The sequence below is a fragment of the Bombella pluederhausensis genome (assembly GCF_026385525.1).
GTDB classification, from domain to species: Bacteria; Pseudomonadota; Alphaproteobacteria; order Acetobacterales; family Acetobacteraceae; genus Bombella; species Bombella pluederhausensis.
Genome location: NZ_JANIDY010000001.1, coordinates 638,529 through 662,116, shown reverse-complemented (window position 1 = coordinate 662,116; position 23,588 = coordinate 638,529). Strand labels below are relative to the sequence as shown.

At 43.7% G+C, this 23,588-nt stretch carries 24 protein-coding genes and 1 tRNA gene; 11 read left to right on the top strand and 14 right to left on the bottom strand.

What is annotated here, in order from left to right:
- Window positions 1-151: 151 nt before the first annotated feature.
- From NQF86_RS02975 to NQF86_RS02960, 4 genes are read left to right on the top strand one after another with little or no spacing between them, the layout of a single operon-like run.
- Window positions 152-1,276, top strand: a complete 1,125-nt coding sequence (locus tag NQF86_RS02975) for a capsular polysaccharide export protein, LipB/KpsS family (RefSeq protein ID WP_266116110.1) — start codon at window positions 152-154, stop codon at window positions 1,274-1,276.
- Window positions 1,269-2,639 (top strand): capsule biosynthesis protein, encoded by a 1,371-nt coding sequence (locus NQF86_RS02970; protein WP_266116109.1) that lies wholly within the window; start codon window positions 1,269-1,271, stop codon window positions 2,637-2,639. Before NQF86_RS02975 ends, NQF86_RS02970 begins: the two co-directional genes overlap by 8 nt.
- Complete coding sequence (locus NQF86_RS02965; RefSeq protein ID WP_266116108.1) at window positions 2,636-3,874, top strand: glycosyltransferase family 4 protein; 1,239 nt, start codon at window positions 2,636-2,638, stop codon at window positions 3,872-3,874. Before NQF86_RS02970 ends, NQF86_RS02965 begins: the two co-directional genes overlap by 4 nt.
- Window positions 3,875-3,890: 16 nt before the next feature.
- Complete coding sequence (locus tag NQF86_RS02960) at window positions 3,891-5,066, top strand: glycosyltransferase family 4 protein (protein ID WP_266116107.1); 1,176 nt, start codon at window positions 3,891-3,893, stop codon at window positions 5,064-5,066.
- A 4-nt stretch (window positions 5,067-5,070) separates the two neighbouring features.
- Here the strand turns inward: NQF86_RS02960 and NQF86_RS02955 are convergent, their stop codons facing one another.
- From NQF86_RS02955 to NQF86_RS02920, 8 genes are all read right to left on the bottom strand, one after another.
- Window positions 5,071-6,357, bottom strand: coding sequence for a glycosyltransferase family 4 protein (locus NQF86_RS02955; protein ID WP_266116106.1), 1,287 nt, complete (start codon window positions 6,355-6,357; stop codon window positions 5,071-5,073).
- Window positions 6,358-6,408: 51 nt separating this feature from the next.
- Window positions 6,409-7,395: a UDP-glucose 4-epimerase GalE gene (gene galE / locus NQF86_RS02950; RefSeq protein ID WP_266116105.1), complete on the bottom strand. Its 987-nt coding sequence runs from the start codon at window positions 7,393-7,395 to the stop codon at window positions 6,409-6,411.
- 41 nt (window positions 7,396-7,436) lie between these two features.
- Window positions 7,437-8,678, bottom strand: a complete 1,242-nt coding sequence (locus NQF86_RS02945; RefSeq protein WP_266116104.1) for an alpha/beta hydrolase family protein — start codon at window positions 8,676-8,678, stop codon at window positions 7,437-7,439.
- A 6-nt stretch (window positions 8,679-8,684) separates the two neighbouring features.
- Window positions 8,685-10,265, bottom strand: a complete 1,581-nt coding sequence (locus NQF86_RS02940) for a glycosyltransferase (protein WP_266116103.1) — start codon at window positions 10,263-10,265, stop codon at window positions 8,685-8,687.
- Between the two features lie 22 nt (window positions 10,266-10,287).
- Window positions 10,288-11,538, bottom strand: coding sequence for a glycosyltransferase family 32 protein (locus NQF86_RS02935; protein ID WP_266116102.1), 1,251 nt, complete (start codon window positions 11,536-11,538; stop codon window positions 10,288-10,290).
- Between the two features lie 67 nt (window positions 11,539-11,605).
- A complete protein-coding gene (locus NQF86_RS02930; RefSeq protein ID WP_266116101.1) occupies window positions 11,606-12,259 on the bottom strand; it encodes an ABC transporter ATP-binding protein in 654 nt (217 codons plus the stop codon).
- A 14-nt stretch (window positions 12,260-12,273) separates the two neighbouring features.
- The gene (locus NQF86_RS02925) at window positions 12,274-13,122 is read right to left on the bottom strand and encodes an ABC transporter permease (RefSeq protein WP_266116100.1); all 849 of its coding nucleotides are present in this window, start codon (window positions 13,120-13,122) and stop codon (window positions 12,274-12,276) included.
- Window positions 13,109-14,344, bottom strand: a complete 1,236-nt coding sequence (locus NQF86_RS02920; RefSeq protein ID WP_266116099.1) for a capsule biosynthesis protein — start codon at window positions 14,342-14,344, stop codon at window positions 13,109-13,111. Before NQF86_RS02920 ends, NQF86_RS02925 begins: the two co-directional genes overlap by 14 nt.
- Window positions 14,345-14,717: 373 nt before the next feature.
- Between NQF86_RS02920 and NQF86_RS02915 the strand changes: the two genes are divergently transcribed.
- Together NQF86_RS02915 and NQF86_RS02910 are read left to right on the top strand one after the other, a co-directional pair.
- Complete coding sequence (locus tag NQF86_RS02915) at window positions 14,718-15,971, top strand: polysaccharide biosynthesis/export family protein (protein WP_266116098.1); 1,254 nt, start codon at window positions 14,718-14,720, stop codon at window positions 15,969-15,971.
- A 63-nt stretch (window positions 15,972-16,034) separates the two neighbouring features.
- Window positions 16,035-16,703 (top strand): sterol desaturase family protein, encoded by a 669-nt coding sequence (locus tag NQF86_RS02910; RefSeq protein ID WP_266116097.1) that lies wholly within the window; start codon window positions 16,035-16,037, stop codon window positions 16,701-16,703.
- Between the two features lie 105 nt (window positions 16,704-16,808).
- On the opposite strand, the gene NQF86_RS02905 is transcribed toward NQF86_RS02910, so the two are convergent.
- Entirely contained in the window at window positions 16,809-17,048 is a 240-nt protein-coding gene (locus NQF86_RS02905; RefSeq protein ID WP_266116096.1) for a hypothetical protein, read from the bottom strand.
- A 298-nt stretch (window positions 17,049-17,346) separates the two neighbouring features.
- Here NQF86_RS02905 and NQF86_RS02900 point away from each other — a divergent pair, with 298 nt between their 5' ends.
- The 3 genes from NQF86_RS02900 to NQF86_RS02890 are packed head-to-tail and all read left to right on the top strand — an operon-like array spanning window position 17,347 to window position 18,522.
- A complete protein-coding gene (locus NQF86_RS02900; RefSeq protein ID WP_266116095.1) occupies window positions 17,347-17,979 on the top strand; it encodes a hypothetical protein in 633 nt (210 codons plus the stop codon).
- A complete protein-coding gene (locus tag NQF86_RS02895) occupies window positions 17,976-18,173 on the top strand; it encodes a hypothetical protein (RefSeq protein ID WP_266116094.1) in 198 nt (65 codons plus the stop codon). The genes NQF86_RS02900 and NQF86_RS02895 overlap by 4 nt, the downstream gene beginning before the upstream one ends.
- Window positions 18,160-18,522: a hypothetical protein gene (locus NQF86_RS02890; RefSeq protein ID WP_266116092.1), complete on the top strand. Its 363-nt coding sequence runs from the start codon at window positions 18,160-18,162 to the stop codon at window positions 18,520-18,522. Before NQF86_RS02895 ends, NQF86_RS02890 begins: the two co-directional genes overlap by 14 nt.
- A 194-nt stretch (window positions 18,523-18,716) precedes the next feature.
- On the opposite strand, the gene NQF86_RS02885 is transcribed toward NQF86_RS02890, so the two are convergent.
- Window positions 18,717-18,935 carry a hypothetical protein gene (locus NQF86_RS02885; protein WP_266116091.1) on the bottom strand — a complete coding sequence of 73 codons (219 nt, stop codon included), beginning with the start codon at window positions 18,933-18,935 and terminating at the stop codon, window positions 18,717-18,719.
- Window positions 18,936-19,078: 143 nt separating this feature from the next.
- Here NQF86_RS02885 and NQF86_RS02880 point away from each other — a divergent pair, with 143 nt between their 5' ends.
- Together NQF86_RS02880 and NQF86_RS02875 are read left to right on the top strand one after the other, a co-directional pair.
- Window positions 19,079-19,393 carry a hypothetical protein gene (locus NQF86_RS02880; protein WP_266116090.1) on the top strand — a complete coding sequence of 105 codons (315 nt, stop codon included), beginning with the start codon at window positions 19,079-19,081 and terminating at the stop codon, window positions 19,391-19,393.
- Complete coding sequence (locus NQF86_RS02875; RefSeq protein ID WP_266116089.1) at window positions 19,393-19,854, top strand: hypothetical protein; 462 nt, start codon at window positions 19,393-19,395, stop codon at window positions 19,852-19,854. Before NQF86_RS02880 ends, NQF86_RS02875 begins: the two co-directional genes overlap by 1 nt.
- A 288-nt stretch (window positions 19,855-20,142) precedes the next feature.
- Here the strand turns inward: NQF86_RS02875 and NQF86_RS02870 are convergent.
- The 4 genes from NQF86_RS02870 to gatC form a co-directional block, all read right to left on the bottom strand.
- Window positions 20,143-20,235, bottom strand: a tRNA-Ser gene (locus NQF86_RS02870).
- A gap of 94 nt (window positions 20,236-20,329) precedes the next feature.
- Entirely contained in the window at window positions 20,330-21,790 is a 1,461-nt protein-coding gene (gatB, locus tag NQF86_RS02865; RefSeq protein ID WP_266116088.1) for an Asp-tRNA(Asn)/Glu-tRNA(Gln) amidotransferase subunit GatB, read from the bottom strand.
- Entirely contained in the window at window positions 21,787-23,274 is a 1,488-nt protein-coding gene (gatA, locus tag NQF86_RS02860) for an Asp-tRNA(Asn)/Glu-tRNA(Gln) amidotransferase subunit GatA (RefSeq protein WP_266116087.1), read from the bottom strand. Before gatA ends, gatB begins: the two co-directional genes overlap by 4 nt.
- On the bottom strand, window positions 23,274-23,561 hold the full coding sequence (gatC, locus tag NQF86_RS02855) for an Asp-tRNA(Asn)/Glu-tRNA(Gln) amidotransferase subunit GatC (protein ID WP_266116086.1): 288 nt from the start codon (window positions 23,559-23,561) through the stop codon (window positions 23,274-23,276). Before gatC ends, gatA begins: the two co-directional genes overlap by 1 nt.
- Between the last annotated feature and the right edge of the window lie 27 nt (window positions 23,562-23,588).

The window sequence follows — 23,588 nt, the reverse complement described above, 5'->3', positions numbered from 1 at the left end:
TATGAATTTTCCAAAAACATGACTAAAGAGATAGAATGAATATTCAATAAATTTTTATATCTTATCTTCTCCCTTTCACAGAAAAACACTTCCTGATAAGAGGCTACAAGCCCTGCCGTGCCCTTGGTATAAAAAGGCCTCTAATTTTCCCATGTCGTGCTCTTTTTCTGCATCTGGAACCAGACCGGCCAAGCCGATTGCCGCCTGCTACGGAATAACATGGTGGAAACGCGGCCGCATCCGGGCTTTCCTGACACAGGACGTATCACCACGTTTTTTCTGGTTTTCACGCTGTGCCCTTTTCTATGCTCGAAGAAAAAAGAAGGGGCTAGCTGTCTGGGCTAATCGTGTCACGCCTGCCTTGCAGGCCCAGGCGCGCGCCATGAATGTCCCTCTCTTTATCATGGAAGACGGCTTCATCCGTTCACTCGGCTTAGGAAGTGGCTTCCTACCCCCCTGCTCCATCATTCTTGACAGTCAGGGCGCCTATGTCGATCCATCCCACCCGAGCGATCTGGAGGATATGTTAAGGGAGACAGACATTTCCACTGCTACCCGAGAACGGGCCAATAGCCTCATAGCCACAATAAAAGAACTCCATATCTCCAAATACGCTTCCAACTCTGCGCCACAGATTGGAGTGCCTCTCCCGAATGATGATCGTCCCATCATTCTCGTTCCCGGTCAGGTCGCTGGTGATCTTTCTGTTGTAAGGGGTGGCGGAGACATAGCGAGCAATCTGGCCCTCCTTATGGAAGTACGCCGTTTAAACCCAAGGGCCTGGATTATTTATCGCCCTCATCCTGACGTAGAAGCTGGTCATAGAGCCGGATATCTTTCAGACAGAACAGTTCTCTCCTACGCCAATGCCATACACCGCAAAGGTAGCATCAGCCAGCTTCTCGAACAAATTGATGAGGTTCATACTCTGACGTCATTAATGGGTTTTGAAGCCTTGATCCGCGGCAAAAATGTCACAACCTACGGCGCTCCTTTTTATGCAGGATGGGGTTTGACAACACATCTAGGTCCAGCCCTCCCTCGCCGGGGGCGCAGACGAGATATAACAGACCTTGCTGCCATCGCTCTTATTCTGTATCCGCTGTATATCAACCCAGGGACGGAACGGCGATGTAAGGTGGAAGAACTAATCGACTGTTTTAGTAGAGCCGAACTCTGGAAACCCACATACGTTATGAAATTACGACAGAAGCAGGGTCAGCTACGCCGCTATTTCATGCATTTCATTTCATCATATCGGGCCCCTCATGCCTAATCATATTAAAACAACATCCACAGCCCAATCTCCTGAAGACGCAGCGCGAGTCAGACGTCCGTCTAATTTTTTTGAGGATCCAAGGTTAACAGAGACTGACACGCTTGTGCCTATATCTCTGGAAAACCCTCCCCAAAAAAAACGTAATTTTCTTCTCCTTCAAGGGCTTATGGGACCTTTTTTCCAGTACATAGGTCGCGCCCTAAAAAAACGCGGACACGGTGTATGGAAAATCAACTTTAACGGAGGCGATGAACTTTTCTGGCGTTTAGGCGGAGGAATTGCTTTCCGTAATAATTACGGGGCTTGGCCTGCCTTTTTCGGCAGTATTCTGCAAAAATACCACATTACAGACGTATTATTGTTCGGAGACTGCCGCGAACTCCATCGACAAGCCATTCTCATATGTCGGGAAATGGGGATAGCGGTTCATGTTTTTGAAGAAGGCTATATTCGACCGGATTGGGTCACATTGGAACTTGGGGGCGTCAATGGTAACTCCACCCTTCCCAAGGATCCTGAATGGTACTATCAACACGCCAGCCAGCTTCCTCCTGCCGCCCCTCATAAATCTGTCCCCTCCTCCTTCCGCCGCCGTGCATTGGAGGGAGTAGCCTATAATGCTGCCACTATTCTTTTAAAGTGGCGTTTCCCTCATTGGACAGATTATCGTCCATGGCCGCCACTTGTTGAAGGCATTGGATGGTTACGGCGTCTCTGCCGCCGTAGAAAAGCTAAGCAACGCAGTGCCATCTTAACTGATTGGTTACTTGAGGGGGCAAAGCCTTACATGCTGCTCCCTCTACAGCTGGATGCCGATGCTCAATTGCGGCTACATTCTTCCTATTCCGGCGTTGCAGAAGTAATTACAGAAGTTCTTGTTTCCTTTGCCAAATATGCCCCACTGGAAATGCGCCTTGTAATTAAAGAACACCCCCTTGACAATGGTGTTCAGGATTGGAAAAAGCTCGTCCATCGTCTTGCCACAGCACATGGTATTAGTAATCGGGTCGACTATATGGAACTCGGAGACATTGCTACACTGGTACGCCATGCCCGGGGTGTTGTAACTGTCAATAGCACAACGGGTACGCTTGCATTGGCACACAATGTACCCGTCATCACTCTAGGACAAGCCATTTACGACATGCCGGGCCTAACAGACCAATCAATGTTAAAAGATTTCTGGCGAGCTCCTCACCCTCCCTCCCCTCTCATCTTTGCAGCTTTTCGTCGTGTATTAATTGAACAATGCCTAATCCCAGGAGGTTTTTTTTCTGAAGAAGGACTTGAAAAGTTGACGAACAGTGCAATTATCCGAATTGAACAATATCACCACTCTCATATGTCAAAAAACCAATGAATGCATCTCATCCCCTATCCTATATTTTAGATATCTCACGACTACTATCACGGGCAGGACAGCGCGTTCCTACGGGAATTGACCGTGTTGAACTCGCTTATGCCAGATATCTTATAAAATATCACTCGGAACAAACTTATTTTACAGCTCGTTCTTTGTCCGGAAAAATGGGGGCACTCCCCAAAAAAACAGTCCATTTTTTCATCAACTCCCTGGTAAGGAAGTGGAATTTTGGAAACGATGATGGACTAAAAAAATCAATTAAAAGCGCACGTTACTTAAATGCCTATCTTTTTCTCTCTCGTCCCCTATCTTCCATACCAAGACCGAGTATTTACCTTCTGTTATCGCATCACCATCTAATGAAAATTAAATCAATTCAAAATATTCTAAACCAAACCGGAGCATTTTTTGTTCCTATGGTTCATGATCTAATCCCTATTGAATATCCAGAATACGCCCGTCCTCGCGAATCTGCACGTCATAAAATGCGCATGGAAACAGTTATAAAATTAGCCAATGCTGTCATTGTTCCCACGAATCCAGTAGGAGATACTCTCAAACGTCTTTACATAGCTTCGGGACAAGCCACTCCTCCCATATGGACCATTCCACATGGTGTCCATGAACAAGCTATGAAACGTTTTTATTATGCCGTTTCTTCTAAAGCTAACAAGCCTTATTTCGTTTATATCAGCACTATAGAGCCACGAAAAAATCACCTTTTACTTCTGCATCTTTGGCGGAAAATGATTAAACAATATGGAAAAGAGAATGTTCCAGAACTTTTTCTCATTGGAAAAAGAGGGTGGGAAAATGAAAACATCCTTGATCTATTAGATCGTTGTCCAACACTACAAGGTAGTGTTGTTGAGGCTAGTAATTTCTCAGACAAAAAAGTGACTTCCCTGCTCACAGGCTCAAATGGACTTCTTTTCCCAAGCTTTGCCGAAGGCTATGGTCTACCCTTAATAGAAGCAATGAGTCTATCTGTTCCGAGTATCTGTTCAGATATCCCTGAACTAAGAGAAGTTGGTGGCGATATACCTCTCTATCTAGATCCTTTAAATACACCAGATTGGGAGAAGGCCATTATAGACTTTTCACAAAAAGGTGCTCTTTGGCAGAAACAAAAAATACTCCTCGAAAATTGGTCCCCTCTTTCATGGGAGAAAAGTATTACACGTTCCTTACAGAATTGTGTAGAGTTAACCTATAAAAATAAATTATTTTAGGGAGGCATTAGATCCTATGTTCAATAACTCCAGTAAAGTAGCAGTCTCTCAAACAGAAATATGGCTTGATGGCCGAAATATAAGCCGATCTGGTGGTACTGGCATTTATTACTACGCATCTAATCATCGATCTGCTATAGAGAAAATCGGATTACAGACAGCTTGGCTACTTGAGGATACAACAGGGCTACCCACCTATCCGACTTTTCAACGAGCTATCCGTTCTATTTGTTCCTACCCCTCTCCTATTAGTACAGCCAGCTTTCAATCACAATGGGGCAAAGCATATCTATCTCACGACCTTTATCGTATAGCCCATCTTCATTATCGCACACATGGTCGAATTCTCAAATTACGTCCTGCTATACCACCTTCCATCATGCACTGGACATGCCCTTTACCTACCCTTATAGAAGGCTGCCGTAATATAGTAACCATTCACGATTTAATTCCACTTACGCATCCTGACCTAACCGGAATTGACGGAACCCGTTTTTACCATCTAATTAAAAATCTAATTGAAAATTCTGTTGAATTTGTTGCTATATCAGAAACAGTACGTCAACAAATGTTGAAATTTTTCTCTCTCTCAGAGAGACAAATAACGACACTCTATCAACCGGTAGAGTTTGATGATGGGATATTAGAAGAAATTAAAAATGCTCCCCGAATTGCACCTCCTGACTCCTTTATATTCTACGGACGGGTAGAAAATCGCAAAAATATAGAACGCCTATTAACAGCCCACGCTCTTAGCCAAACAAATACACCTCTTGCTATTATTGGACCGTATGGTGATGATGAACCAGATTGTAGCCCCAAAGGACCTACAAGTACTATAATCCGCCTCCCATGGAGTAAACGTTTATCTTTACTTCGAACTCTTCTTGAAGCAAAAGCTTTGCTCTTTCCTAGTCTAGCAGAAGGTTTCGGAATACCTATCATTGAGGCTATGTCTCTAGGAACACCAGTTCTTACAAGTAAAGGTGGTGCTACAGAAGAAATAGCCGGCGGCGCTGCTTATTTATGCTCCCCTACGGGTGATATTACAGAATTAGTTCAAGGTATTTCTTATTTTGATACACTCTCTCCAGAAGAAAAAAAGAGCATAATTCAAAAGGGATACGAACGCGCTAAGTTCTTCTCAACACTTCATTATACAGAAAAGTTGAAGGAGTTTTATTTTATGTAATATCTCATAATACCATGCGGTATAGCTCCATCAAACGATCTCTATAATTATCTTCAGAGAAGAAAAAAGCGCGTTCATACCCTTTAGTCCTTAAAGAATCACATAAATCATCATCGGCACCCAATAATTCAATTCCTTTTTTTATATCTTCTCTACTATATGGATCAACCAATACAGCAGCATCCCCTGCTATTTCTTTCGTAGCTCCAATATTAGCTGTTAATACAGGTGTTCCCAAATTAAACGCCTCCAATATGGGAAGACCAAATCCCTCCGATATAGACGGGAACAAAACAGCCCTAGCATGACGTATTAATAATGCCAAATGATGAGCGGGCAAATAGGGAATATGGAATATCACACCTAAATCAATGCCACGTTGCAAGAAACGTAATTCATCTTCCTCCTTCCAACCGTTAGATCCTACCAGAACAAGAGGATGCTTACTATTTGAGGATATAAAACTTTCAATTAAACGACCTATATTTTTCTTGGGCTCCAATTGACCAAAAAAAAGAAAAAAACTCTCATTCTTTAATCCAAAAAGACGTTCTACCTCACGAATTCCAGATGAATACTCATTAATCCCAGCATTAAATGAAGAAACTTGATAGGTATTATATATTTTATTCCGTGCATCTGGGAAAAATGAGGTAATATCATTTAATGAAGTATTCGATATGGTACAAATAAAATCAGATGATTTAACTATTTTTTTTAATAAAGAATAATAGAATTTTTTATCATCTAATGTTGTTGATGGCATTTTTAATGGAACTATATCATGAATAGTATAGATGTTTTTTGCACCAACAATCCGAATAGGTAGTGGATAGGTCCAATGAGCTATATCCGGAGCATTAGAAAGCTTTATTTCTAGAAAGCGCCCAGTCTTTTTAAAGAAACCAGAGGCCATCTGAAATAAGAAAGGCACATTAAAAATATGATCAAAAGCAGGCATTCTCTCTTGAAAGAGATGATAATCAACTTTTTCTTTTATAAAAATTTCATTTGCCTCACGACCTCTAAAATGGGAGTAAGTCCTTTTCCACCATTTTATTGATGGAAAAGGATCCCTCCTATAAGGAGAGGAAAGAGTTAGTTCTTCAAAAAAAAGCACTTCCTTTAAAGAAGAATTTAAATTGTTAGCTACATCTAAGCCATATAATACGCTGACATTACAATTCGCATTGCTTAATACCTTAGAAAGAGTACGAGCATATGTGGCTACCCCAGTACCTTTTGGCATGGCTAAGTTAAAACCATCAATGACAACTTTATACTGGGACAACTACCATCTCCACTAGATGAAAGATACCAAACAAGTTGGGCTTCAGTTATTCTATTCGTTATATCCCTGAGGATTTTTCTCACGCCAGTGCAATGCTGTTCCAATTATATCATCTAAGGATGAGTACTTAGGATTCCAGCCTGTTTCTTTCCTGATCCGAGAAGAATCAGCAATTAAAACAGCAGGATCGCCAATTCGGCTTTCTCCCCATTCCCATGGCACAGAACGACCAGAAACACGCTCAATACCTCTAACAATTTCAAGGTTACTAAAACCCCGTCCATTTCCTAAATTGTATGTAACAGACTTATGCTCAAGCTGATCAATCGAACGAATATGAGCATCGGCCAAATCGTTCACATGAATGTAATCCCTGACACACGTCCCGTCATTAGTTGGATAATCACTCCCAAATATCTTTAATAATGGACGACGCCCCAACATTGCATCAATTGCCAAAGGAATTAAATGAGTCTCTGGCCTATGGTCTTCTCCTAAACGACCATGAATGTCTGCGCCAGCAGCATTAAAATAACGCAAGCAAGCAAATTTAAGCCCATAAATCTTGTCAGCCCACTTTAAAGCACGCTCTATAAAGAACTTACTCTCACCATAAGGAGAACCAGGCTCAATTCCAGCATCATCAGGGATCGGAACAACACGATTTTCACCACCGAACAAAGCTGCAGTAGACGAAAAAATGAATTTCTTTACTCCACCTTCTACACACGCCTGAATTAAATTAAGAGATGTTTCTGTATTGCGTTTCAAATAATGACATGGATCATTCATTGAATCCCCTACAAGAGAGAGAGCCGCAAAATGCAGAACTACATCCCATTTCTCTTTGGCCAAAAGATACTTAGTTTCTTCTACATTCCCCAAATCAACTTCTCTTAATTCAGCCCCTACTGGAATCGCCTTACGATGACCAGTACTAAAATTATCTAGAACAACAACTTGATGCCCTCTATCCAAAAGCTCCTGTGCCACATGAGAGCCAACGTACCCAGCACCGCCTGTAACAAGACACCGCATATCACAACCTTCTCATTAAATTCCAAAACAATAGAAGCGCATTATAATGTCCTGTATCTTCCCAATACATCTACATGTTGAAGATGAAGACACTCGTATCCTTCCAAAGAAGTTATTCTAATCTTATCCGCTTCTACTCCAGATGGAGTTTCCCATATAAAAGGTTTGCCATCTATTCCTCCAAAAAAGTCACGATTAGCTTTTTCAAAAATCATCTCCCATCTATCCTCTTTCTTCAAATAACGCTCTATTTTAAAACGTAGGGAACGCTCAGAACAACCTGTATTATCAATTCTATTAAATAATCTCACTTCATATACAACTGCTCCCTCATCAAGATAAACCTCCCACCATGGCTGATTTTCTACATCAGTATGAAAAGCAAAAAACTCTGGTAAATTCTCTTGTACAGCTCGAGCAGCATCCTCCTCCAGAGTTTTTCCAACCGACCACTCACTAAGCGAACTCTGACTAGCAGGCCGCCCTTGCGAAAGATTAAGTAAACCCTCCTTTATCGGTAAGAAAATAGCATCCTTTACTCTAAGTGAAGTCCTTACCCCTTCATTTTCATATAAGTAATCGTCATCATCATAGCCATACTCACCCAATCGGTGAGAAAGCAATCTAGAAACTGCACTTTCATCAAAACGTTTTGAAAAATCCGTAAAAACTTCTAGCAATGCTAGAAGTGAATCTTCATTTCCTCCATACTTTAGAGAGCTAGCCACCATATGACCTGCCCCCTTAACAAAAAGGACTGAATAATTATTCAACTTATAAAGGCCAGCAAAAGGTATATCTCGCCATTCTCTTAAGCCAAAAAGAAGAACTGTAGAAGATTTACACGGCGCCTCAGGAGCATGAAAGGACCAAAAATTAGGTGTGTATTGCTCTTTTGTCCATCCTCTCAGAAAAAAATCATACGGATAAGCAAAAGTGTAAACAGGGGAAAAAGCTAGTACACGATCAACGAAAGGGCAGAAACGAGGGAAAAGCATCGCTCCTGCCCCCCCCAATGATTCACCCATAACAGCAATTTTCTTATACTGGGCAACAATTGACGCTACATACTCAAAGACTTCAGGAGCTTCAGGAGCACTAAACCACGAAGCCTGCTGATCATACACAAAAATTACTGAAAGAGAGAATCTTCTCAAAGAACCTTTAAATTCATGTTTATGTCCTCCAGAAGAAACAAAGACAACAACAACCTCAGACAAACTTCTTTGAAAATGGGAAATGACATACCGACCTATATGTTTCTCTATAACTTGACCATCCATAACCCTTCATTCCTTTCCTACAAAAATATTATCTAACTTATTCGATACTTTCTTCCATCCTGGCAAGTCTTGTCTAGTTAATTTTATAGACAAAATCCTACCAGAAAAGTCCCCCAAAACAAACAAGCAAAATTCTACAAAAGATTTAGAATTATATAAATAAAACTCAAATTTTTCTTTTTCCTTATTAACAATTCTATTGTTTGACACCTTTAACTTATCCAAAACCTCCTCAGAAAACCCAAACTTTACCTCACATTCTAAGTTTCTATATGAGGTTCCTTTATCAAAAATAAATTCCAAAGAATAAGCACCAGGCGGCAGATCCACAAACGGACCATAAAAAACTCGACCAGCGTCTCCTTGTTTAAGAGTAATACCTTTATTTGATAAGACTCCTACCTGATCATTAACAATTGTAGGATGATTCATCCTCCACTCCAGTTCTTTAACTTCCTCAACCACAATACTTGTTACACCACCTTCAAAATCACCAAATACCTTCATTCTAAACTCTAATGATTTTTCATTTTTTTCAAGGTTAAAGAAAAAAACTTCTTCTTCACGTTCAGTATTTTCATGATGATTATATTCAAACTCTCTAATAGTTTCTCCACCTTCCTTAGCAATATCTAAAAATATCTTTTTGTATTTCGTTCTTTCCGTAAAATTAAGAGTAATTTTATAATGCCCTTTAGAAAAATCTACATAAGGCCCATAAAAAACCCTTCCTTTACGTTTCGGTATATAAATATAACCATTTTCTTTTTTTCCAACAGAATCAATAACTATATTCTTATCATTCGCTAACCAAATATGTTTACTTTCGTGATAGACTTGTTTAGCCTTCCATATTTGACAGTAATTATTCGATCCACTCACACCCAGCGCTGATATATCCCCCGCTTGGATCTTATTGCGCATTCCCACAAGATCACGTAAGGGCGAAACATATGTCACATTTTGATTAGTTCTATCAGGTGTCACATATCGCACTTCTCCAACAAACTGATCATCTGCTTCAGGCTCTTGTCCTTTTTCACTCATAGCAGCTGCAAAACTATGTCCTAATAATGCTCCCGCTGTAGGGTAATGATCGTGGGGTCCGTAAAACTTATTTTGACAATTCTCAACAATCTGCCTTATCGCAAGATACCACTCTCGACGTTTGGGTAGAGACCACAAAAGACTTGTCTGGACACAAGCCCAACAGTCCATTCCATCATAAATTTCAGTAAACGCTGCAACACCGTACTGTAATGGAATTCTCCACTCATGTTCCATGCGAATAGCCAAATCGAAGTAGATTCCCCCATAGACATACATCAAACAATAACGAGCCAAATCACACTTATAAGAATAAGGCTTCAAGGTGTCAAAAGCATCTAGAACATCACTTGAAAAATTCTCTTTTAGGAATCTTCTTAAATCATCCCCTCCCCACAATTTATACATAGCATGTGGATACAATTTTCTTGCAATTTCTTTATGATATTCGAGTGAAGGTGGTAGTTTTTTCGGCGTTTTATATCCATCAACAATAAAAACCTGATGAAGATGAGTAATTTTGTGGAACTCTTCAGACATATCATCCCCCTACAAAACAGAATTAACTAAAAGATAAAAAAGGAATTCTAACACGAGAAATACTTTTTATTTTTTGTTTCAGAGAAATATCTGAGATAAAAAATGCATCTATCCCCCCTATAAATTCTTCTCGAGAATATATTTTAAATTCAGCCCGCTTCATCTCATCTTTCACTCCAAAATGCAACTTGAGATCATTTCCTTCCAAAAAAGATTGTGTGACAAAATACTTCTCATGTATCTTATGGCCATATTCTGATGTCAAAACCACTTTAAAATTAAACTTGAGATTTTCACCAGAAAACCGTATGGTCAGTATGTATTGTCCTCTCCTGAGAGTAACATAAGGACCGTATGTCATCCCCTTTCCTGAAGGTAAAGTCAAAATACCATTTCGTTTTCTGAAACCTCCTGTTATACGAATCATCTCGTCATTTGACTTCCAATACAGGACACGTTCAGAATACACTTGACGTCTATCCCATATGTCATTATAATTGTTCCCCTTTGAAAAGCCTAAATGTTTTATATCCCCTCCTTTCTTCTTATTACGGAGGGCAACAACATCACCTTCTCTGGAAATGTAAACCACGTTAAGCATTTCCACTTCCGGTGTGACACATCTACACAATCCTACATATTGATCATCCGCAGAGGCATTATTCCCCCTAGAAGCCATAACCTTCAAAAAAGCGCGTCCTAAAAGGACAGGCCCTGTAGGATATAGGGGGTTCTTCCCATAAAATCGATTATTACAATTTTCTACAATCCATTTAATGGCTAAGGAAAACTCCTCCCGCCCTGGCAATGCCCACAACAATCCGGTCTGTATAGCTGACCAACTTGGTGAAACAAAAGAAACATCACGAAAAGCAGAAATATCATTCCGTAAGGGGATATTCCAAGGACGAAGTAAACGAACACCTATATCTACATACATTCCACCATATATGTATAACAGTGCATACCGTGCTAAATCCGCTTTGTACGAAAAGGGGGCTAGTGTATCATAAGCTTTAAGAACAGATAAAGAAAAATAACACCTCAAAAACTCTCTAATTTCTTTAGAAGACCATAGCCTATGCTTTGCCTTCGGATAGACTTTTTTTATAGCTAAAATGTTTTTTTCTAGAAAGTCTGGAACAGGGTTCGGCAATCCCCCGTCCTCCAAGATTAACACTTGATGAACGAATTCCACTTTATGATACCCCATACCCAACACCCTCAAAAATTTAAAGAGCCCTAAAATCTGCATGTTATTATCAAATAACATACAGATTTTAAAGAGATAAAAACAAAAATCACCTTCCCATTAAAGGAAGTCCTTTCTTAAAAAGAGATTACAAAGAAAAATAGGAATAAATAGCTTCATCCACCGAGCTCGACTCATGTATCTTCTTATTATGAAGCAGTACAGCTCGGTCACACACCTGTCTCATAAAATCCATGTTATGTGAGACTATCAAGAGTGTCCTATCCGCACGTTTGCCAAATAACTCATCTTCACATCTCTGAGCAAAACGCGCATCCCCTACCATGATAACTTCATCTATCAAATAACAATCAAACTCTATAGCCAAAGACAATGCAAAAGCGAGCCTTGCATGCATTCCTGAAGAATACGTCTTAACAGGATCATAAAACTGCTTTCCCAACTGAGCAAAGCCTTGAACATAATCTAATGTCTCATTATAATCCAAATCGTAAACACGGCATATAAACCGTAAATTGTCGTGCCCTGAAAGACTTCCTTGAAAAGCACCGCCAAAAGCCAGAGGCCATGAAACAGTCATATTATATTCTATATTTCCAGAAGTTATAGGTTCCACTCCTCCTATAACCTTAATGAGGGTCGATTTTCCTGCTCCATTTCGCCCTAAAATACCTAACTTTTCTCCTTTTTTTACAGAAAAGTTTACTTTATCTAAAACCGTATTTTTTTTATGCCCAAGATTATAACATTTTGTTAGATCTACACAGCGCAACCCTATCATTTCATTCTCCTAAATCAGGACATATTAATATGCGGCCGTATCTTCAATGTTAAGTATAACCCAATCAAAAAAGTAATTCCACATGTATAAAATAGATACATAAGTGAATAATGAGCAACAACTTTAGAACCAAAAACACCTGAACGCATCAACTCTATTGCATTAGCAAGAGGTGATGTATCTTCCAATATCCAACGATACTGTGGAGGAAGCCAATCAATCATTACGAATGCCCCTGTCCATGGTAAAGAAAGATAATTAATCACACCAACAGCCTTCTCGAGAGTGTCTGAGCGCTCAGTCAAATAAGCAAATATAAAAGAAACTCCATATGAAAAAAATATAACAAAAAACAAACCAGCATATGTAAAGCTCCAGTCCACTGGAGGGGCCATATACCCTAATATAATTGCTCCAAAAGTGATAATAATAGCAGCAATCAATACACCTAAGACCTCTAATGTTGTGCGCGCAAAAATTATGTCTAATGGCGTCACGAGCTTATGAAAAAGAAGACTAGAATTCACTTCATAAGCTTTTGTTGATCGAGAAAGCGCATGCCTAAACATCGTCAACGGGATATACCCCGTTATTACCATGGCAGTCATCTGTAAACCGTGTTCATGCGAAGGACGTACCGCAGTCCAAACAACTGCCACCCCACCACAAAAGAGAATTGGCTCACCGACAACCCAAAGAAACCCTATATTTTCTCGTCCATATCTAGTTAACGTCTCCCTCATAATGAGAGCAAAAATCACACGTACCTGCGTACAAAACGCCTGAAAAAGTGACAGATTAGCATGCCGTTCTGCGCTACGCGAGCTACGTTGTAAAAAATCAACGTCTTTACTTAAGTGCATGTTCTTTAGCTCCTGACACTAACAAAGAACCTATTGCAAAAAGCATTAACATAGTCAAAAAAGTTACCACAATCGTAGCGAAATTACGTGGATAGGCTGGATAATCAGGCAAGTCAGGTTGCGCAACGACAGTTACATACAGCATCTGTCGATTTGCTTGTGCCTTTGCCACCTCCAAAGCAGATGCTTCAGCTGCAATCTTCTTTTCCACTATAACTTTTTTTTCTTCAAGCTCGTCATATCCTAAAAGTTTCGGTACCAACGAAACTGACGAACCTTTCTCTCCCGTAATATGCTCCTGAGCTCGCTCCATCTGTGCCTTAATAGAGTTAATCCTTTGGGCATAGACCTTTCTCAGAGGACTATCTGGAGCAATACGATCAAGCTGTTTTTTTTCAGCTTCAATCATTGATAATGTACTCTCCAATGAAAAAGCCGTTCCTATCATAGGAGTGGCTTGTTTCATTGGGTCAATAATCTGATTCTCATAACGATACCTAGCCAACTGCATTTCTATATCATGCAATTCTTTTAAACTGGCATCCAACTCTACCTGGGCTGCGTGAAGAGTGTTATATCTCTGCCTCGCATTCATCTCATTAACGAGTTTCTCCCCTGCATCAAGCAAAATTTGCGCAACGTATTGTGAATCTTGAGCTGAAAAGGTTCGAACCGTTAGATGTGAAATACCTGTCTCTTCATCTATCTGGGCTTTAACATGGCCCCTATAAAAATCATAAAAACTTTCAAAATCATTCCTAGTAAAAAGAGACGGAAATTTTGCAAAAAAATCTGCTCCGGGTCTATTAAAAACACCTCGTAAATCAGCCTTACTTATCAGCATACGCAATGCATCACGAGACATCATGTAATCTTGTATAGCATAAGTATCCTGCGTCCCTCCATGTCCAGAGTCCAATAAACTCCCCAAACCTCCAAGAGTAGACCCACTATTAGATTTACCCCGTACCAAGAAATGAGTTTCGGAAACATACTGAGGAGCAGCAATTCCCCACAAATAAACACCCATTAATAGAGTAGGAAGCAAAACAACACAGAAAAAAACCCAACGATGCACAATCCATTTTTTTATTTTATTAAAAAAAGACAAGAACAAACCTTGAGGACCCCTCTCCCTGAACCCCCGATTTACCCCGTCCAAGCTCTTTGATGAAATGGCTACAGACGTTTCCTGCACACGCTCCATAGTCGGTTCACTCATGGTCAACTGCCCCTAATTACTCACGCACAAGGAAACAATCCTTCGCAGTTGCACTGCTCTTATCAACGCAATCATTTCCCCGTCAACCCTTTCAAAAGCCAGATATGTTATCCGAACATTAATCATTAAAGCAAAATGCAATATTCTTTTGCAAAACCACCTTCTTATAAAAACCACTCTCAACTCAAAAATAAAAATTTAACCTCAATCCTCTTGTAATTAAGAGAAATAACAAATATTAATTAATTTAATATGCTTTCATTCTTCGTTATATCAATCAATTCCTACAACTCTAGGCTGGGGTTGCCTTACCCCCTAAAAAGGGATAACCATAGAGAGAGCCAATTTTATAGGTGATATCAGGACACTCCGAATGCCCCGTTTTTCCTTGCGTAGAAAAACATTTTCTCACACTTTTGAAATGCTTCCTCCTGTTCTGAAAGGGGTAAGCGGATTCATGGTGCTATTTTTAGCAAGTTGTAGCTGGGTACCTCGCTCAGCTCCAACACAAAAGCAGATGAATCATTATACAAAATCATCCAAAAATAGAGCGGCCCTAAACTATAAAATGCTTAATGTGACTCCTGAGATTGCCGATATTTTAGCCGCTGAGGTTCCACCTCTCATTTCCACTTTAAATAATATTAATTATAAAATCTCCCGAAATGACCATATTGGAGCTGGAGATGTTCTAGAAATTACTATTTTTGAACTTGGTAGCGGGCTTTTCTCGTCGTCGGATCGCAGTATTGGTGGTACTAGCACGAGTGGAGAAAGTGCCATTAGTGGTACGCCTCATATCTCGTCCCAAAATTTACCACCAACACAAGTTGAAGCTGATGGAACCATCATGGTTCCATATATTGGACGATTAAAAATTATTGGGAAAACTCCCAGTCAAGTGGCATCTATTATTCAAAATGGTTTGAAGGGAAAGTCTCAAGACCCTCAAGTGATGGTTCATATAAAGAATGACATTGGTAATACCGTTATCGTATCTGGTGAAATATCTCATCCCGGCAGAGTAACTCTTTCACTCGCTGATGAACATTTATCTGATGTAATTGCTATTGCAGGGGGATCAAAGTATCCCCCTAAGGACTCTCAAGTAGAACTTATTAGAAATAATAAAGTTGGCACAACAGATTTGGCTACTTTGGAAAATCATCCAGATGAAGATATTAAAGCAGCCCCAGGGGATCGTATTCATGTGATTTATCAACCACGTACTTTTACCGCTTTCGGTGCGGTTGGACAGAGTCAACAGCGTAATGAGGTACAATTTGGTACGGCAAATCTTACACTGGCAGGTGCCCTAGCCCGAATCGGGGGGCCGGCAGATAATCGAGCAGATGGTAACGCTGTCTATCTTATTCGTTATGAAGATGAAGATATATGCAAACGTTTAGGTGTTCCAGTACAGTCCGGAAATCACACTGCCCCTATCGTCTATGCAATTGATATGTTGAATCCAACGCAATATTTCCTTACTCAAAGGATCCCTATGAAGGACCATGATGTTCTTTTAATTGCTGATGCCTCGACTAATGCAATCTACAAGATTGATGCTCTCATAGGCACGTTTATGGGGCAAGCCGCTACCATTGGTCTCTATGGAGTCCGATGAGTAACGACATGTTTTATCAGACTCCCTTAGGCTGCAATAATTACCATGAGGTAATGTCGTAAGATGTCAGAATCTCCTTCCCGGCTTATTAGAAGCTCTGACCCTACACAACCTTATCTTCCCAGACGTAAAATTCCCGGCAATGAGCCCCCTGTGAGGATATTTAAACAGGATTGGTTAGAGAACCTAACCTTTACTTCTCTTAAAAAATTTTTAATGTTTTGTGTGTCATTTGAAGTGATTGTCCTTTCCATCGCTGTTTTTTATGGTATATCCTTATGTAAATTTTTTATATACTTCATGACAGCTTTAATTTTATGGTTTATTACAGAATACTTATTACATCGTTTTGTATTTCACTTCGCCAGTGAAAAAAAAGAAATACAACGTCTAGTATATATTTTTCATGGGAATCATCATATTCAACCAAATCATCCTTACCGAACACTAATGCCCATCATAGTTAGTCTTCCAATAGGACTAATCATATGGGGAGGGTCCATCTATGTATGTGGTATATCTGCGGGAAGTTCTTTTTTTTCTGGTTTCTTCGCTGGTTATATTTTTTACGATTGTATGCACTTTGCTACCCACAATTTTCGTATGAGAAGTTTTCCTCTTTCCTTATGGAAACGGCATCATTTATTACATCATTATCAAAAAGAAGATCATAATTATTCCATAAGTTTACCTTGGCTTGATATATTATTTCGTTCAAAATATAAATTATAGTTTTATAGATAACCTTTTATAGTAAATAATAATTTTACATAAATGGAATAATTTTTATAATTCATTATATTATTATGTCTTTTTATATACACATGCCGGGTCGTTTCACTCAGAAGCCCCCCCCCAGTTAAGGGCCATGATGTTGGTTGGCAGGATATTGTGCAGGAAGCCTATCAAGCAGCACATCGGCGTATCGATGAGGTCCAACGGGGTACTGCCGAAGGCATCATGCGGAACCTTCATGCTTATGAAGATCACGAGGTCACGCAGAACCGTGCAGGCCTGTCTACCCAAAGAGAAGCCGCTCCCAGCCCGGAACAGGATCAGGATCAGGATGTTCCCCATTCCCAACCAGCGGCATTGAGCATCTGGACCTTTCAGCGGCAGAGAATAACCCGGTTACGGTCGGACGGATGCCTTCCGGTATTGAGGACGTTCCAAACTGGCCTGTCATTCTAGGTGATGGTGAAAAAAGCCCACACGCCATACAAGAAAGACGGAAAGACCGTCTATTACACTACGTGCCGCCATAACATCATGGAGCGGCATGGACACCAGCTGAAAGCATCAGGTCTTGACGACGCCGACAGCTATATCAGCCATATTCTGAAGAATGCAAATGAGGTAAGGCTTGATGAGCGGAATGGCTCATATTTCATCATCATCCGCGGTGAGAAAAACACCAGCAGCGCAAAGCATGACGCTACTGTCATGGAGCTCAAAAAAAGAAGACGGCCATTACCTCGTTAAAACAGTCGCATCGTTCAAGCCAGGTTATCTGAACAAGAAGACACTTCTTCAGGAAGGACGTCGCACTACCCCTTCAGACCATAATGGGCAAGATCATCCCCTAAATCCAGCTGGTCACATGCCCAATGACCAAAAACCTTCAGCGACTGTCGGGGCTGAAGAAGCGTTTTCCAGCACTCTAGCTACTAGAGAAAACAGAAATCAAGAAGGAAAGCTGCTGTGGGAAAAGGATCTCAGCACCAATTCGAACTCAACCGGACAGGGTTCCGACTCCTTTAATCCTCACGGGCAGACTACGTCCGGTACCCCGAAGTCTGGGAGAGATGACGAATGTCACAACAGCGCCTCTGACGAGGGAAATACTGCCCCAAAAAGTCAAGCCATTACAGAAGCACAGGCCTATTCCGACCAGATTGACCGTCAGCTTGCTGCGCTGGGCGATCAGATCAGTCTGAAAGACCTCTCCGATGGCAATGCCAATGCCCTCACCTCTGCTGCTGCCTGCCTGACAAGGAAAGCCCCATGACCCATGAGACCCCCTGCTACAATGAAGCCGAGAAAGCCGCCGGGCGTGGCATGAAGCAGGGACTTTCCCCACGGGAGGTACTGGAGAAAGCCGGTGCCCGCATGGCCGATGAGGACCCTAGCTGCCATCATCGATGGCCAATGCCTGTAAGAAGAACCTCATCGTCCGGGCTGCCGTGTGGTGGCGGACGATGAAGCAGCATCCCTTGAGGATATTCTCGCTGGCAAGCAGAATGGAGAACATGGTGCAGCTCTCTCCGTGGATGCCAACAGCCATGCCCGCATTGCCCAGCTTCTTGGCCCTCTCATGCACGATCTGGACAAGGCAAGCGTCTTCAAGGCCCTGCTGAAACATGATGAACAATTTGATGCTGATGTGGCCCGTGAAATGTGGCGGCTGGACAGACCAGAAGCCGGGGAACCAACAGGCAATAAACTGGCTACCGAGACTGCCCGCATTCTGTCTGAGCATCAGGACACCGTGCAGCTATTGCTGCCAGTCTTTCCACAGATCTTCTTCATTTCGTTCCAAAGCTTTCATTAACATAGTCAAGTTCATCATCTGTTGCCGGTCTGTGAGATTTCGCATAACGCGTCAGACCTTCTTTAGTACAAAAACCACCTTTACAATATCAGAGACAATCGTGTAAATTTTAGAATTATTTTCAGCCTCATCTTTCTCTGGGTAATTAAAATGCCACTTCTCACCAAAATCAGCATTGATTTTACTTACCATGTTTAACTGACGTCCACATGGAGAAGATGGATAAAAATAAGCTGCTTCAGCGGCAGACGTAAGATCGTCAAAAGAGCCCCCCAATCTGACAATATAGACTCAAATTGAGCTGCGTTCCTACTTTTATAATAATCGTCCGTCCGTTCATCAAAAGGAACATCCTGGGCATGGGCGTGGCTCAATATAACCAGAATGGCAATGGTAAATACCGAGCGTTTCATAAGAGGCTCCCAGAAAAAATAGAACCTCATCATGAATGCTAACCTAGAAAAATAAGAAATGCCCAGCTTTACCTATAAAGACATATACCAGAATTACAAACACATGATGAACTGTCCGTCCTGATGATGGAGACGGACAGTTCATGCGCTTCACACTCGCACTTCTTGCATCCCTGATGGGCGGCACCGCTCTTGCGGACAGCATAGCCATTCCCCCTGCACAGCATGGGATTTTTGATGGTGGACAGCTTCCTCCATCGGCGCAGGGTCTTCTCACATCTGATGCTGCCAGTTCTGCGGGTATGGCCAAGCAGTTTGACCTGAAGGCAAAAGCCAATATTCGGCAGGCTGCTGATGAAGCCCTTGGTCAGCGCATCGATGGGCTGGGGCAGAGAATTGACGCATTTGCCCGCCAGCAGCGCATCATCCGGTATAGCGTGGAAGGAATACCCAACTGATGGCAGACCTCATCGTAGGCCCATCGGGGAACCAGACCAACGTTGGCGACCCCGCCAACTGTGACGACAAATATAAAAGCGGCCTTATCTCGATCAGTGAAGATGCCCGGCGGGAACTGGAAAGATATCCAGAACTCGTCCTGCTGGACTACCAGAACAAGGCTGGACCACAGACGCAGGCCTGTCTGGCAGCGCTGCGCCAGCTTGTCGGCAGCCGCTTTGTCTATGGCCGCTTTGCCGTGTTCGCCACACCAGAAGCTGTCCTGATGGCCCTGCGTGGTCAACTGCTCCGCTATAACCAGAGTAATGGCCTTGATAAGATGAAGGACATCATCAGCAAGTGCCCCCCCCGACTGAGAACGACACAGCCAGCTACATTGAAGGCGCCATGGGCGACAGTGAGAGCATCAAAACCAAGACACGCCTGCATCTCATCCTCGGCAGCATCTCTGATGAAGTAGCCTCCCTTCTGGCTGACCGTTTCGATGCTCCCCCATTCTTTGCTGGTAACAACCGTGTTGAAAATAGTCTGACCGAAGTGGATGGCGGTATTATGACATTGCAGCTGCTATGAAGCAGAAGAAGACCATGCCGACTGCGCATGAGAATGCAGCCTGCTGGGGAATACAACATTGACCATTAGACACCCCCCACAAAATCCACCACAACATAAATAAAAATTGACACAACAAGCGGTCACAAAACCGCTATATCAACACTTATATTTTGGCTATTTTCAGGTAGTACCGTGGCGGAGGGGATGGGATTCGAACCCACGATACGGGAGTTACCCGTATAACGGTTTAGCAAACCGCCGCCTTCAGCCTCTCGGCCACCCCTCCGCTGTAAACGGTTTTTACACGGCGTTCGCAGGAGTGTTTGTAGGGGGAAATGGCGTCAGCGTAAACCCCCTACAACACTCTTTTTTATAATTTTTTATGCCGTCAGCAGCTTCTTCAGCAGTTCGTTCACCATGGCAGGGTTTGCCTTCCCTTTCATAGCCTTCATCGTCTGTCCAACAAAGAAACCGAACAGCTTGTCCTTACCGCTCTTATACTCAGCCACCTTGTCAGCATTAGCTGCCAGAATGTCATTGATAGCGGCTTCAATGGCTCCGGTATCCGTCACCTGACGCAGGCCCTTGCGGTCCACGATGACGGAAGCCCTCTCCCCGGTTTCCACCATGTCCTCAAGGACTTCCTTGGCGATCTTCCCGTTGATGGTGGAATCGCTGATCAGGGCCAGAAGCTCACGCAGAGCCTCGGCAGAGACCGGGCTGTCTTCGATGCTGCGCCCTGTACGGTTCAGGGCAGCAAAGAAATCACCCAGAATCCAGTTCGTAGCCAGACGGGCATCAGCCCCACGGGCAACCGTCTCATAGAAGTCCGCCACGGACTGCTCAGCCGTCAGAACGCCGGATTCATAACGGGACACGCCATATTCTTTTTCCAGACGGGCACGCTTGTCTTCTGGCAGTTCTGGCAGAGCTGCTTTCAGCTCATCCACCCAGGACTGTTCAATGACCAGCGGCAATAAGTCCGGCTCCGGGAAGTAACGATAATCATGAGCATCTTCCTTCGTCCGCAGAGAGCGTGTTTCGCTCTTTACATGATCGAAAAGACGGGTCTCCTGATCAATCTCGCCACCGGACTCCCAAATATCAACCTGACGCTGCGCTTCAACCTCAATCGCCTGCATGACAAAACGCACGGAATTGACGTTCTTGATCTCACAGCGTGTGCGATATCCCTCCTCCCCTTCACGGCGAACAGAGACATTCACATCAGCACGCATGGAGCCTTCTTCCATGTTGCCATCGCACGTCCCCAGATAACGCAGGATCTGACGCAGCTTGCGGAGATAGGCACCAGCTTCTTCCGGTGAACGGATATCCGGCTCACTCACGATCTCCATGAGCGCAACACCGGCACGGTTCAGGTCGATGAAGGACCGTGTCGGGTCCTGATCGTGAATAGACTTACCCGCATCCTGCTCCATATGCATCCGGGTCACGCCAATATGGCGGACCTCACCATCGGAGAGTTCAATCTCGACCGTACCCTTGCCGACAATCGGATGCTCGAACTGGCTGATCTGATACCCCGTAGGCAGGTCTGCATAGAAATAGTTCTTGCGGTCAAACCGGCTGAACAGATTGATCTGTGCCCGCAATCCAAGCCCTGTCCGCACGGCCTGTGCCACACACTCACGGTTCAGGACCGGAAGCATCCCCGGAAAGCCTGCATCAACCAGACTGACATGCGTGTTAGGCTCACCGCCATATTCAGCAGAAGCACCAGAAAACAGCTTGGACTGGCTGACGATCTGGGCATGAACTTCCAGCCCGACAATGACTTCCCATTCGCCAGTTTCACCCGTGATACGATATGCGCTCATGCTGACACCCCTGCATGAATGGTAGGACGATGGGTAAAGGATGCGGCCTTCTCCAGCACAGAACCAGCAGCCAGCAGCGTTTCTTCATCAAAGAAACGGCCAATCAGCTGAAGCCCGAGCGGCACGCCACGGCTGTCCAGCCCGGCCGGAATGGACAGGGCCGGTACACCCGCCATGCTGGCCGGGACCGTGAAGACGTCATTCAGATAGACCTGAACAGGATCAGTCGGCTTTTCATCCCACGCAAAAGCCCCGGAAGGAGCCGTCGGTGCCAGAATGACATCAACCGTCTCATAGGCCTTCAGGAAGTCACGCTGAAGCAACGTACGGACCTTCTGAGCACGGAGATAATAGGCATCATAATAGCCGGAAGACAGCACATAAGTGCCCAGCAGAATGCGGCGTTTCACCTCATCCCCAAAGCCAGCGGCACGGGTGGCTTCATAAAGCGCATCCAATGAATCGCCTTTAACACGTTCACCAAAGCGAACACCATCATAACGGGCAAGGTTGGAAGATGCTTCGGCCAGAGCGGCAATGTAATAGGCAGGCAGACCGTACTTTGTGTGTGGCAGAGAGATATCCACCACCTCGGCACCCGCCTCTTTCAGCCAATTGATGCCCTGCTGCCAGATGGCTTCAATCTCGGCAGGCAGACCGTCAATGCGATATTCTTTAGGAATACCGACCTTCAGCCCCTTCACGCCACGGCCAAGAGCAGCCTCATAATGCGGAACCGGCTTATTCACGCTTGTGGAATCCTTGGGGTCAAACCCAGCCATGGATTCAAGCAGAATGGCGCAGTCCTGAAGGTTGCGAGCCATCGGACCAGCCTGATCCAGAGAGCTGGCGAAGGCAATCGTCCCGAAACGGGAGCAGCGGCCATAGGTCGGCTTGATGCCCGTAATCCCGCAGAATGCCGCCGGTTGACGGATAGACCCACCCGTATCCGTTCCTGTCGCCCCCAGCACCAGCCCTGCGGCCACAGCCGCCGCCGACCCACCGGAAGACCCACCGGGTACCAGCTTTGCATCGGAATCACGACGCTTCCACGGATTTTCCACACCACCAAAGGCAGAGGTCAGATTGGTGGACCCCATGGCGAACTCATCAAGATTCAGCTTGCCCAGCGAAATGGCTCCATCACGCTTCAGATTGGCCGTCACCGTGCTTTCGTAAGGCGGCACAAAGTTGCCCAGAATTTTACTGGCGGCTGTCGTGCGGACACCTTCCGTTGCAAACAGGTCCTTGATCCCGATGGGTAGACCACACAGGCTTCCACCTTCACCTTTGGCAAGCAGGGTATCTGCCTCTTTGGCGGCAAGGCGGGCCTGTTCTGGCGTGCGGGTGATGAAGCTGTTCAAACCACCATCAAGACGCTCGATCGCCTCAATATGGGCATCAACCAGCTCAACGGCCGAGACCTTACGGGCCCGGAGAGCCTCACGAGCGGAAGCAAGAGTATAATCAAAAATGCTGCTCATTATTCCACCACCTTCGGCACGGTATAGAAGGGGCCCTCACGATCCGGTGCGTTGGACAGTACCTTTTCACGGCAGTCACCATCTGTCACCTGATCGTCCCGCAGACGTGGCTGGGCCAGACCTGTTCCAATCATTGGTGGAACATCCGTCACATCGACCTCATTAAGCTGGTCTACCCAGCCAATGATCCCCTGCATTTCTTTCTGATAGGTATGGACCTGCTCATCAGACAGTCCAACCCTTGCTAGTCTGGCCATTTTTGCCACTGTTTTCGCATCAAGCGACATGTATAATCCTGTATCATAGACATCAGT